This window comes from Pseudomonas sp. 2848, from assembly GCF_003253945.1.
In the GTDB taxonomy this organism is placed as follows: Bacteria; Pseudomonadota; Gammaproteobacteria; order Pseudomonadales; family Pseudomonadaceae; genus Aquipseudomonas.
The window spans coordinates 43,951-56,109 of the sequence record NZ_QKZD01000006.1 but is presented as its reverse complement, the minus strand read 5'-3'; the positions used below and the strand labels follow the sequence as shown (position 1 = coordinate 56,109).

The 12,159-nt window shown below is 65.2% G+C and carries 12 protein-coding genes; 4 read left to right on the top strand and 8 right to left on the bottom strand.

Annotated elements, in window-relative coordinates:
- Positions 1–67: 67 nt before the first annotated feature.
- A complete protein-coding gene (locus DFS21_RS13300) occupies positions 68–520 on the bottom strand; it encodes a YaiI/YqxD family protein (protein ID WP_102684976.1) in 453 nt (150 codons plus the stop codon).
- Between the two features lie 137 nt (positions 521–657).
- Positions 658–2,601: a cytochrome c/FTR1 family iron permease gene (locus DFS21_RS13295; protein WP_111532474.1), complete on the bottom strand. Its 1,944-nt coding sequence runs from the start codon at positions 2,599–2,601 to the stop codon at positions 658–660.
- A gap of 287 nt (positions 2,602–2,888) precedes the next feature.
- On the opposite strand from DFS21_RS13295, the gene DFS21_RS13290 reads away from it, so the two are divergent.
- From DFS21_RS13290 to DFS21_RS13275, 4 genes are read left to right on the top strand one after another with little or no spacing between them, the layout of a single operon-like run.
- Positions 2,889–4,280: a COG3014 family protein gene (locus DFS21_RS13290; protein ID WP_111532473.1), complete on the top strand. Its 1,392-nt coding sequence runs from the start codon at positions 2,889–2,891 to the stop codon at positions 4,278–4,280.
- A 14-nt stretch (positions 4,281–4,294) separates the two neighbouring features.
- Positions 4,295–4,663 (top strand): YcfL family protein, encoded by a 369-nt coding sequence (locus DFS21_RS13285; protein ID WP_111532472.1) that lies wholly within the window; start codon positions 4,295–4,297, stop codon positions 4,661–4,663.
- A 21-nt stretch (positions 4,664–4,684) separates the two neighbouring features.
- Positions 4,685–5,272 carry a penicillin-binding protein activator LpoB gene (lpoB, locus tag DFS21_RS13280; RefSeq protein ID WP_023632455.1) on the top strand — a complete coding sequence of 196 codons (588 nt, stop codon included), beginning with the start codon at positions 4,685–4,687 and terminating at the stop codon, positions 5,270–5,272.
- Positions 5,273–5,275: 3 nt separating this feature from the next.
- The gene (locus tag DFS21_RS13275) at positions 5,276–6,019 is read left to right on the top strand and encodes a penicillin-binding protein activator LpoB (protein WP_110700128.1); all 744 of its coding nucleotides are present in this window, start codon (positions 5,276–5,278) and stop codon (positions 6,017–6,019) included.
- An 82-nt stretch (positions 6,020–6,101) separates the two neighbouring features.
- Here the strand turns inward: DFS21_RS13275 and DFS21_RS13270 are convergent, their stop codons facing one another.
- The 6 genes from DFS21_RS13270 to DFS21_RS13245 form a co-directional block, all read right to left on the bottom strand.
- Positions 6,102–6,923, bottom strand: coding sequence for an RHS repeat-associated core domain-containing protein (locus DFS21_RS13270; protein ID WP_256591381.1), 822 nt, complete (start codon positions 6,921–6,923; stop codon positions 6,102–6,104).
- 105 nt (positions 6,924–7,028) lie between these two features.
- Positions 7,029–8,447 (bottom strand): efflux transporter outer membrane subunit, encoded by a 1,419-nt coding sequence (locus DFS21_RS13265; protein WP_110700124.1) that lies wholly within the window; start codon positions 8,445–8,447, stop codon positions 7,029–7,031.
- Positions 8,444–9,319 (bottom strand): HlyD family secretion protein, encoded by an 876-nt coding sequence (locus tag DFS21_RS13260; protein WP_102684980.1) that lies wholly within the window; start codon positions 9,317–9,319, stop codon positions 8,444–8,446. The genes DFS21_RS13265 and DFS21_RS13260 overlap by 4 nt, the downstream gene beginning before the upstream one ends.
- The gene (locus DFS21_RS13255) at positions 9,316–9,528 is read right to left on the bottom strand and encodes a DUF1656 domain-containing protein (protein ID WP_011531590.1); all 213 of its coding nucleotides are present in this window, start codon (positions 9,526–9,528) and stop codon (positions 9,316–9,318) included. Before DFS21_RS13255 ends, DFS21_RS13260 begins: the two co-directional genes overlap by 4 nt.
- Positions 9,525–11,612 (bottom strand): FUSC family protein, encoded by a 2,088-nt coding sequence (locus DFS21_RS13250; RefSeq protein WP_111532470.1) that lies wholly within the window; start codon positions 11,610–11,612, stop codon positions 9,525–9,527. Before DFS21_RS13250 ends, DFS21_RS13255 begins: the two co-directional genes overlap by 4 nt.
- Positions 11,609–12,046: a MarR family winged helix-turn-helix transcriptional regulator gene (locus tag DFS21_RS13245; protein WP_110700120.1), complete on the bottom strand. Its 438-nt coding sequence runs from the start codon at positions 12,044–12,046 to the stop codon at positions 11,609–11,611. Before DFS21_RS13245 ends, DFS21_RS13250 begins: the two co-directional genes overlap by 4 nt.
- Positions 12,047–12,159 lie beyond the last annotated feature (113 nt).

Genomic DNA, 12,159 nt, shown 5'->3' with positions numbered 1-12,159 from the left:
GGCCATCGCCGGCAAGCCGGCTCCCACAGGATCACCTACAGATGCGGGAACCGGCAGCCCCACGTACTTAACGCTTGGAAAGCCGTCCCAGAATCCGGTCCAGGGCATTGGCGAACGCCTGCTTCTCGCGTTCGCCATAAGGTGCCTGCCCGCCGCCCACCTGCCCCTGCTCGCGCAGTTCGGTGAACAGGTTGCGCACCGCCAGGCGCTCACCCATGTTGCGCTCGTCGAACTCGCGGCCACGCGGGTCCAGCGCGGCCACGCCTTTCTTGATCAAGCGGTCGGCCAGTGGCACGTCGCTGCAGATCACCAACTCGCCCGGCACGGCGTTGTCCACCAGGTAATCGTCGGCCGCGTCCATGCCGCTGGGCACCACGATAAGCCGCACGCAGGCGAAGGCCGGCTTGATCTGTGGCTGACCGGCCACCATCACCACCTCCAGCTTGCGCTTGAGGGCGAACTTGACGATCAGGTCCTTGGCCGCCTTGGGGCAGGCGTCGGCATCGATCCATACACGCATGGGATTAATCCTGTACTCCGGGCAGTGACGTCGTGGGAGCGGGCTTGCCCCGCGATAGCGCCTGAACAGGCGGACATTATGCCAGCCCCAGCCTCATCGGGGGGCGGCGACGCACCACCCCTTCCCCCTGCACGGACTCAGCTGGCCGCCGCCCGGCGCTTCTCGGCCAAGCGGCTGCGTCCATAGAGGAACACGATAGCCAGCAACGCCACCGCCTGCGCGCTCAGCGAGTAGAGATCGGCGTGGATCCCCAGCCAGTCGAACTCGAAGAACGCCACCGGCCGCGTACCCAGCACGCCGGCCTCCTGCAGCGCCTTGACGCCATGCCCGGCGAACACCACCGACAGCGCACAGAGCAAAGCCGCGTTGATGCTGAAGAACAACGACAGCGGCAGCTTGGCCGAGCCGCGCAGGATCACCCAGGCCAGGCCCACCAGCAGCACCAGCGCCGTGGCACCGCCTGCCAGAACCGCCTGGTGGCCAGCCGGGCCGGCCTGCAGCCAAAGGGTCTCGTAGAACAGGATCACCTCGAACAGCTCGCGGTACACCGAGAAGAACGCCAGCACGGCAAAGCCGAAGCGCCCGCCGCCACTGACCAGGCTGCTCTTGATGTAGTCCTGCCAGGCGGCCGCGTGGCGGCGGTCGTGCATCCACACGCCTAGCCACAGCACCATCACCGCGGCGAACAACGCCGTGCAACCTTCGAGCAGTTCACGCTGCGCGCCACCGACATCGATCACGTAGGCCGCCAGGGCCCAGGTGGCGAAACCGACGACCAGCGCCAAGGCCCAGCCGACGTTGACGCTGCGCACCGCCGACTGCTGGCCGGTGTTGCGCAGGAAGGCGAGGATCGCCGCCAGCACCAGGATCGCCTCCAGGCCCTCGCGCAGCAGGATCAACAGGCCAGAGATGTAGCTCAACGACCAGCTCAGGCCATCGCTGCCCAGCAGCTTCGAGGCCTGTTCGAGCTTGACCTTGGCTTCGGCCAGACGCTGTTCGGCCTGGGCCACCGGCAGGCCGTCCTGCAGCGACTGACGGTAGGCCATCAGTGACTTCTCGGTGTCCTTGCGAGCCTGGGTGTCGATGTTGTCGAGCGAGCTTTCCACCAGCTCGAAGCCTTCCAGGTAAGCCGCCACCGACAAGTCGTAGGCCTGGTCGTGGTTGCTGGCGCGGTAAGCCGCCAGGCTCTTGTCCAGGGTGCTGGAGGTGTACTCGAGCAGTTGCGCCGGGCCACGCTTGACCTGCGGCGGTTGCGCCCGCTGGGCGCGGAACGCGGCCACGGCGTTTGCGCCTTCACTGGCGGCAACCTCGGCCGGGGTCTGCCGGGCCAGGTCGGCGAGATTCCAGGTCTTGTCACTCTTTGCCGCCTGCGGATCGGCGGTGAAGCTGGCGATGTAGGCCGCCACGTCCCAGCGCTGGCGCTCGTCGAGCTGGTCGGCGAACGAGGGCATCTCGGTGCCCTCGATGCCCAGCCCGAGGGTGTTGTACAGGTCGAACAGGCTGAGCTGGTCGAGGCGCGCGGCATCGCGTAGGTTGGCCGGCGCAGGCTCCAGGCCGACGCCGGCCGGGCCATCGCCCAGCCCGGTATCGCCGTGGCAGATCGAGCAATTCTGGGCATACAGCGCTGCGCCACGGGCCGGATCCGGGGTGATCACCGGTGCCTGGCTGACCTCGTAGGCCACCGCCAGGCGTGCGCCCAGCTGGCGGGCCTGGCGAGCAACACCGGCGCCATCCTGACGCTGGTCGATGGCCTGGCGCAGGCTCTGGACACCCTGCTCCAGCGCGCCGCGCTCGGCATGCTCGGGCAGCCCCTTGACCAGCTCGGCCAGCACGCCGCTGAACTCCTGTTGCTCGCGGTATTCCCCGTCGTCCACCACCTTGCCGTCGCGCACGGTCGGCGGGTAGTCGGCACCGATGTAGTCCAGCAGATGCAACGCCTTGGTCGCCTCGGCCGGTGCTTCGGCCAGCGTCGGGGTGCTGCACAGCGCCAGTACCGGGCCAAGCAACAAGGCAGGCAGCCAGGCAAGCAGACGGGAACGGGAAATCATGGCCAATCTCGACGGAAATACGAAAGAGAACATTGTTCACTTCCACTCTCCCCCGCTCAAGGCTCACCCGCATATTTCATGAAAAATCTTGCGACAAATTGACCGGTCGACAACCTGGAAAGCGGTTTTCCGACCTGGCACGCATGCAGAAAATGCGAAGCAATTCGCCATCACGTAGCTACTACTTTGGGTATAATCCCGCGCCGCCGTAATAGCCATTAGCAATCAAGGCGCCTCCATCGAGAGGTTCTGGCGATAAAACAGAGGGATCTGCCGCCCCCGCCCACGCGGCCAACCGTTTCAGGGAAAGAAGAAGTCCGATGGTATCCCGCGCCCTCACCCTGGCGACCCTGGTCGCCGCCGTGCAGCTCACCGGCTGCTCGGTGTTCCGCAGCTACGACAGCGAACTGCAGGAGACCAACAAGCAGTTGGCCGCCGGCAATGTCGACGCCGCCCTCGCCCTGCTGGAAAACAACAACAAGGGCGACAAGAAAGACCTGCTCTACTACTTCGAGAAAGGCGAGCTGCTGCGCTCCAAGGGCGACCTCAAGGGCAGCCAGGACGCCTGGCGCTCAGCCGACAGCGTGGTGTTCCAGTGGGAAGAGTCGGTCAAGCTCGACACCGACAAGTACCTGAGCCAGTTCGGCAGCTACCTGGTCAACGACAAGGTCCGTCGCTACGAAGGCTACGACTACGAAAAAGTCATGCTGACCACGCAGATGGCCCTGAACCTGCTGGCACAGAACGATTTCGACGGCGCCCGCACCGAGATCAAGAAGACCCACGAGCGCGAGGCGATCATCGCCGAACTGCGCGACAAGGAATACCTCAAGCGCGAGGAAGAGGCCGAGAAGGAAGGCATCAAGACCGAGTACAAGGACCTGCAGGGTTACCCGGTCGCCAGCCTCGACGCCCCTGAGGTGGTCGGCCTGAAGAACAGCTATCAGAGCGCCTTCAGCCATTACCTGTCCGGCTATGTCTACGAGGCCCTCGGCGAGAAAGGCCTGGCCGCGCCGGGCTACCGCAAGGCCGCCGAGCTGCGCCCGAACACGCCGCTGCTCGACCAGGCGTTGCTCGAACTGGACAAGAACAGCGCCAAGGCCGGTGAAAGCGACGTGCTGATCGTGGTGCAGACCGGCCTGGCCCCGGCCCGCGATTCGATCCGCATTCCCCTGCCGCTGCCGATCCAGGACAACCTGGTGATCACCCCGCTGTCGTTCCCGATCATCAAGGAAGACACCTCCACCGCGCACCTGAGCGAGATCCAGCTCAACGACAAGGCCCTGGCCCTGACCGCGCTCAACAGCACCACCGCCATGTCGCGCCGCGCCCTGCGCGACGACATGCCGGGCATCATCCTGCGCACCAGCGTGCGCGCCATCAGCCGTGGCGTGGCACAGAAGAACCTGAACCAGTCCAACCCGATGGCCGGGCTGGTGGTGGGAATCGCCTCCACCGTGCTGGAGGGTGCCGATACCCGCACCTGGCGCACCCTGCCCGACGAAACCCAGGTGGCCCGTGTACGCCTCAAACAGGGCGAACACCACCTGAGCCTGCCGTCGAGCCTCGGCGGCACCCAAGTCACGGTGAAAGTCGATCGCCCCTACCAGGTGGTCAGCCTGCGCGTGGTCGGCAACCGCGTGTTCGCTGGCGGCCCGTCCGTCGAAGTCGACCCGCAGGCCGCAGCCACCGCTGTCGCCAGCCTCAAGTAACCCAAGGATCGAACATGCGCAAAACATGCCTCGCCCTGGCCGCCGTCGCCCTCCTGGCCGGCTGCGCCACCCCACCCCCTGCCCCCGGCAGCGCCGCCAGCAAGGTGGTGACCATGGGCCAGCTGGATGACATCGAGATCGGCCAGATGCGCGTCGCCCGCGAAAACGGCTACCTCACCGTCAACGTGGCTTTGACCAACAGCAGCCGCAGCAACCAGACCCTGTTCTACCGCTTCGCCTGGCTAGGCAGCGATGGTTTCCCGGTGGCCGATGAAGAGAGCTGGAAAGCCCTGCCGCTGTACGGCAAACAGGCCAAGTTCCTGCCCGCCATCGCCCCGAGCCCCGCAGCCCGCGACTTCCGCCTCGAAGTCCACACCCGGTAACCCCTTTCAGGAGCACATTCGATGTTTGCACGCCTTTCCCTCGCCGCCCTCGCCATTGCCCTGGTCAGCGGCTGCAGCACCCCTTCGCCGGTTCTCGGCGGCAAGAACATCAGCTACGGCGACAGCAAGGCTGTCGAGCTGGTGACCAACGAGTTCGGCTCCACCGACCTGCAGATGATCGCCGAGAGCATGACCCGTTCGCTGGCCCAGTCCGGCGTGCTGCACGGCCGCCCGGTGGTGCAGGTGTACGACGTGAAGAACAAGACCAGCGAGTACATCGATACCCGCGAGATCACCACCTCGATCAAGACCCAGCTGATGAAGTCCGGCGCCGCCCGCTTCGCCAGCGACAACACCGACATGCAGAGCCAGGTCGACCAGCTCAAGCTGCAGAACCAGAGCGGCCTGTACAAGAAGAAGACCGTGGCCAAGACCGGCAACATGATCGCCGCCAAGTATCGCCTGGAAGGCTCCATCAGCTCGATCGTCAAACGCAGCAGCGACTACAAGGACGTGTTCTACAAGTTCAGCCTGCAGCTGATCGACGTGGAAAGCGGCCTGGCCGAGTGGATGGACGAAAAAGAAATCCGCAAGACCACGGAGCGCTGATCGATGCGTGCATGGATGGCAATCATTGGCCTGGCCTGCGCCTTCGGCGCGCAGGCAGCCCCCAAGGTGGCGGTGACCGACCTGGCTTATCAAGCGCAGGTGGAGGAGTACATCCACACCATCAACGCCCAGAGCAGCGGCCAGGCCGGCATGTACCACGCCAGCGGCCAGTCGAGCTACAGCGAGTACGAGAGCCTCAACAGCTACATCGAGCAGACCGAGCTGCGCAAGTTCGGTGGCGACATCAAGGGTGAGATCCTCAAGACCGGCATGTTCCAGCTGGTCCAGGGCCGTCCTTATACCGCCGACTCGAAGGAAGACGTCTACGACGTGATCCGCCGCATCAAGAACGGCGCGTTCAAGGGCGCCGACTACGTGCTGTTCGGCACCCTGTCGGACATCGACTTCCAGCAGGACATCAACTCGCTGGACCACACCGACAGCTACTCGGCGGTGCTGGGCCTGACCGTGGTCGCCGACTTCAGCCTGATCAACACCCGCACCTACGAGATCACCTCGGCGTTCACCGCCATGGGCGAAGGGCAGGACACCAAGCTGGTGAAAAGCCAGGACCGCCGCGTGACGTTGAACCGTCCGCGGGTGGTGCGCGATGTATCGAAGGCGCTGGGCGAGGATGTGGCGCAGCAGTTGGCCGAGCAGTTGGGCGGCTCGGTGCCTGGGCAGGCGAAGCAGCCGCGTGGGCGGGACAACCTGCCACCGGATGAGCCGGCGCAGATTCTGCAGTGAGGGTAGTCAACGCCCGACCTAAAGGTCGGGCGTTTTCGACGACAGCACATATCTGATTAGAGCCACAAGTGTTGTCAGGACACTAAGTATGGCCACCAACGTCCCGGATATGAACCATCTTCGTTGTGATATGCGTCTTTGAGTCAGTTGATTCTTCTAGGAAGAACGTCACGCGCTGTCCTTGGCTAAGTCGCAACTGCCACTGATGTTGACCTGGGCGAATATTTTTTTTCAGAATTTTCAAATCAACATCTCCCAAATTATCGGCAGCTTCATGCGCCCCTACCTGCGGAACCATTTCCAGGAAGCGCTGATACTGGCCTGCTAATAAAGGAGGCAACTCCTGTACGATACGCTCATTCTTCCGGTTCAATTCCCACACAATCTTGTTCTTTGACTCCGCACTTCCCGATAGCCGCGAGACCGCCGAGCCTTTCTTATTTTTTGCAGGCGATATGACATTCGTGTCAATGGCGGGTCCTGGTGTCCGCCCTCCGTAGCCGATTGCAGCAAGCCTCATTTCGAAAGAGGTAGACCTCTGGGGCTTGGGTTTCTTACCTCCTCCCATGTGCCCTGAAGGATCTGTCTGGTTGACAGGATCCCCCAGAACATATGCATAGGCATTCACACCGCCCTCACCGAATGGACTCCAATCGTCCGGGCTGTTGAACCGCATCAAGACCGGGTTGTACAGCCGGAAACCTTGGCCCAGCAGGTAATGACCAATCACGGGCTCCTGCCGTTCCCCGTTGAAACCAAGGCGGCAGTCCTCAACCCCTTCGGCGTGGCGAAACCCATAGGGTGGATAGGCAAAAGGGGGCGTCTGGCGGGCCAGCCATACCCTTAGAATCGATCCTTGCCAATCTGTTGTCAGCAACTGGTTTTGCCTGACCTTCCGGGCCATCATTGTCTCCTGGGTAAGCTGCCAGTAACGCTAGATTGCGGCCCTGTTCAATTGACGTCTACTGACAGAAATGCCAGCTCTACTGACCGTGCAGGGCAGCGTACCTCAGCGCTGAGCGCTGCCCTTCCAGCCCCCACCCAGCGCCAGAAACACCCCGATCTGTCCCATCGCCACCTGACTGTTGGCCGCCGCCAGCTGCGCCCTTACATCGGTGTAGGTCCGCGTCGCCTGCAGGTCGGCCAGGAACGACTCGCGCCCAACCTGATAACGCAGATGCGTCTGGTCCGCCGACTCCTTGGCGGAACGCTCCGCCTCGGCCAAGGCGTCGCGCCGGTCCAGCAGCGCGCTGTACTGCGCCAGACGGGTCTGGGCTTCGCGAATGGCATTCAGCACCACCCCGTCGAAATGCGCCAGCGCGGCCTGGGTCGAGGCCTCGGCCATGCGGATGCGCGCGCGGGTGCCGTTGGTGGGGATGGTCCAACTGACCTGCGGGCCGAAGCCCCAGCGGTTGGTGGCCGGCTCGCCGAGGTTCTCGAGGATGCCGATGGTGCCCACCTGGGCGCCGATGCTGATATCCGGATACAGCGCGCCGGTGGCCACACCGATGGTGGCAGTGGCTGCCGCCAGCTGGCGTTCGGCCTGGCGCACATCCGGGCGGCGCTTGAGCAGAGCGGCGCCATCGCCGACCGGAACCAGTTGCGACAGCTGTGGCAGCTCGGCGCAATCGGTGGTGTCGGCAGGCAATTGCTCGACAGGCTTGGCCAGCAACGCGGCCAGCGTGTAGAGGCCCGCCTCGCGCTCGGCCTTGAAGCGCGGCAGCTCGGCGCGCAAGGACTTGAACTGGGTCTGCGACCGGGTAACCTGGCTCTCGTCGCCACGGCCGGCGTCGCGCAGACGCTGGGTCAGTTGCACGCTCTGCTGCTGCAGGTCCAGCGACTCGCGGGCGATGTGGTACTCCTCATTGGCCGAGCACACCTGGGTGTAGGCCTTGACCACATCGGCCACCAGGGTGATGCGCGCGGTGTCGGCGGCGGCCTGCACGGCATCGGCATTGGCCTTGGCGGCCTCGGTGCCGCGTTTGAAAGTCCCCCACAGGTCGAACTGGTAGCTGGCGCTGATGATCGCCTCGCCGATGTTGGCCACCGGCACTTTCTCCGGCAGCAGGAACGCTTCGCCGGACTCCTGCAGGCGCTGGGCACCCAGCTTGACGCCACCATTGAAGCCACCCTGCGACTCGGCCACCTCCACCTGGGCGCGGGCCTTGGCGATGTTGGCGGCAGCCACGCGCAGCTCGGTGTTGGCACCGAGCGCTTCGCGCACCAGTTGGTTGAGCCGTTGATCCTGATACAGCTGCCACCAGTCCTCGGGCACCGGCGCCGAGACCACGCTGTCGGCGTCCTGGCGCAGCGGACCGTTGAGGTCGCCGCGCTGCACGGCGGCCTCCTTGGGCAGCTCGTAGTCCGGGCCGACCATCATGCAAGCGCCGAGGGACAGGCACAGCCCCGCCAGGATCAATTGTTTCATGGGCGTTGGTCCTCGATGATCGACACCGTGGCGGTACGTCCGGCGATCATGCGAAAGTCTGCCGGCACTTCGTCGAAGGTGATGCGTACCGGGATCCGCTGGGCCAGGCGCACCCAACTGAACGCCGGGTTGACGTTGGGCAGCAGGTTGGCGCCGCTGCTGCGGTCGCGGTCCTCGATACCGGCAGACAGGCTCTGCACCCGGCCGCGCAGGCGAGTGGGGTCGCCCATCACACGGATATCCACGGCGTCGCCGATATGGATCCCACCCAGCTTGGTCTCCTCGAAGTAGCCATCGACGTGGTACGAGGCGCTGTCGACCACCGACAGCACCGGGCGCCCGGCGCTGACGAACTCGTGGGCGCGCGGGGCGCGGTCGTTGAGGTAGCCGTCCACCGGGCTACGCACCACCGAGCGATCGAGATTGAGCTGGGCCACATCCACCTGCACCTGGGCCTCACTCACCGCCGAGCGGGCGCGGGCCTCGCGGGACTGGCTCTCTTCAAGCTGCTCGGCCGCCACCAGGTTGCCCAGCTTGCGGTTGCGCTGGGCCTCGCGGGAGGCCTGGGCCAGGGTTTCCTGGCGCTCGGCCAGGGTTGCCTTGGCCTGGCGCAGGGCCAGGGTGAAACGGTCCTGGTCGATGGTGAACAGCACGTCACCGCGCTTGATGGTCTGGTTGTCGCGCACCTCGACCTGCTGGATCAGCCCGGAAACATCCGGGGCGATCTGGATCACGTCAGCGCGGATATGACCGTCGCGGGTCCAGGGGGCGAACATGTAGTACACCACCATCTGCCACACGAGCACGGCGGCGAAGGTCACTACCAGCAAGGTCAGGACCACGCGGCCCAGGGTCAGCAAAGGTTTTTTCATGGCAGCATCAGGCTTCGGCAAAAGTGGTCCACCGCGCCAAGCAGCACGGCATACAGGGCAACGTTGAACAGCGCCCGGTGCCAGACCAGGCGGTAGAAATGCAGGCGCACCAGCACCGCGTGCACCCCCAGGTACAACAGGTAGGTGCCAAACATCATCACCAGCAGCGTGGGCAGGAACACCCCGCTGATATCCAGTTCACCGATCACAGGGGTGCTCCGTCGAGGCCCGGGGGCAGTTGCGTTTGTTCGGCGGGCTCGAGCATCACCTCGACACCTGGCAGCAGCGCCAGGCGCAAACCGGCCAGGGCGTGCAGCAGGTGGGTGCGGGCATCGCCGCGCTCGTAAAGCTCATTGAGGTTCAGCGCCTGGCGCGCGCGCTCCATATTGCGCAGCAGTGCCGCCGGGGCATGCAGGCGCTCGCCGGTGCGCAGGCAGGCGGCGTAGTGCGCGCCGACTTCCTCGATCACCGTCTGCAGGCGCTCGCGAGCCTGGGCGCCGGCGCGGGGCATGTAGGCCAGCAGGTCGAGCAGGTTCAGGCCCACGCGCAGGTCGCGCAGGGCCACCCCGCTGTCCTGGCCGGTCTGCGACAGGCGTGGCAGGTGCTGCATCAGGCGGTCGAGCATCTGCACCCCGACCTGGCGGTGCTCGGCCAGGGTGGCCGGCGCGGTCATCTCGACGATGTCGCGCCAGGCGAAGCGGGTCATGCGCTTGGCCGCCAGCTCCACGCCGAACGGGCGTACCACCAGGGTCCAGATAAAAGCGAACAGCAGCCCCACGGGGCCGGCCAGGTTGGAATTGAGGAATGTGAAGAAGTCGGCGTCGTAGGCGCCCTGGATGCTGATGAAGGTCGAGGTGTTGACGATGGTCAGCAAGGTGCCAAGGTAGAAACGCGGCTGCACGGTCAGGGTGCCGACGCAGATGAACGGCACGGCGAAGGCCAGCACCAGCATGGCGAAGTCGTGCAGGTTGGGCAGCACCAGGAACAGATACAGGCTGGAGAAGATCACCGACATCAGCGTCCAGAAGAAGAACCGGTAGATCTGCGGCGCCGGGTCGTCCATGGCGGCGAAGAAACTGCACGACACGGCGGCGAGGATCACCGCGCTGGCGCCGTCGTTCCAGCCCAGGCCGATCCACAGGCCGCAGGCGACGACGATGGCGGTGACCGTGGAAAACACCGAGTAGAGCATCAGGCCGCGGTCGAAGAACGGTGTCAGCCGGCCCAGGCGCCAGTGACGGTAGACCGCGCGCCAGGGCGTGGCGTCGTCCTTGCGCAGGGCGTGCTGCAGGCTGCAGCAGTCCTGCCAGAGGTCGGCCCATTCGGTCAGGCGATAGAGGGCGTTGGACAGCAGCAGCTCAGAGCGCTGGTCGAGGGCGGCGGCGCCCGGCTGCAGGCGGTCGATCTGCTCGTGCAGGGCGGTCCAGCGTGCCACCGAGGCGCTGTCGGCGGTGCCTTCGAGCCATTCACGGGCGCTGCCCAGCACCGGTTGCAGCAGCGCGAACTGCGCCGGGGCGCGACCTTCAAGGGCGATCAGGGCATCGTCGAGCGCGTCGATCACCGGCAGCAGATGGATCATCCGCCCGCGCAATTCGCGGGCGTTCTTCAAGGTATGCGGGCCGGCGCCTTCATGGCCGAGCTGGCCGATCATCAGCTCCAGCGAGTTGAAGGTGGCGACCATCGCGCCACGCATGCCGCCGACCTTGTCGGCGCCGGCTTCGCGGGCCAGGTAGGTGTCGCAGTAGCGGATCGCCTCGCCGAACCAGCTGCCGGTGGCGCCGACCACCACGGGCGCCAGCCGGCGCGGCCAGAACACCGCGCCAACCACCGCCGCACAGACGATCCCCAGGCAGATTTCCTGGGCCCGGGACGAGGCCACGTCGAACACTGCCAGCGGGTTGTCGACCACCGCCAGGGCGATCATCGGCAGGGTGTAGCCGGCCAGCATCAGCACGTAGTTGTTGGCCGTGCGCAAGTTCAGCGAGAGGAATAGCAACGTGCCGGTCCACAGGGCGATGGCGATGCTCAGCAGCAGCGGGGATTGCACCAGCGGCGGCACCAGCAGGATTGCCCCACCTGCGCCCAGCAGGGTGCCCAGGGCGCGATACAGCGCCTTGGAGGTGGTCGGGCCGAGGAATGGGCTGGAGACGATATAGACCGTGGCCATGGCCCAGTAAGGGCGTGGCAGCTGCATCAGCAGGGCGATATACAGGGCAATCATCGATGCGGCGAAGGTGCGCACGCCGTAGAACCAGTCGCGGGCCGGCGGGACCGAGCTGAAGAAACCATTCATGGCTGCATGCCTGCCTGTTCGAAGGCATGGATGACCCGCAAGGTGGCCTCCAGGTCGGCCTGGTCGATGCCTCCAAGCACCTCACGACGCAGGCGTACCAGCTCGCCTTCAATGGACTCGGCCAGGGCGCGGCCCTCGACGGTCAGGCTCAGCGCCTTGGCACGACGGTCCAGAGGGTCCTCGCTGCGGCATACCAGGCCAGCCTTGCACAGTTGGTCGAGCAGGCGCACCAGCGACGGGCTTTCCAACCCGGCCGCCTGGGCCACCGCCACCTGATGCACGCCATCGCCCAGGCGCACGATCATCAGCAAGGGGACGGCGCAGGCTTCGGAAATGCCATAGCCGGTCAGGGCGCCCTGACACAGGCGGCGCCAGTGCCGGGCAGCCACAACCATGCCGCTGCTGATCTTCAGATGCAGTGCGTCGAGGGACATGTGAGAACCGAGGATATTCATAGTTTGCTAACTATCAATATACGCCCTGCCCTCCCCCTTTCGTCAACCGCAGGTGACGGAGGGAAAAGATGAAAGGTTGTTCATGATCCCTG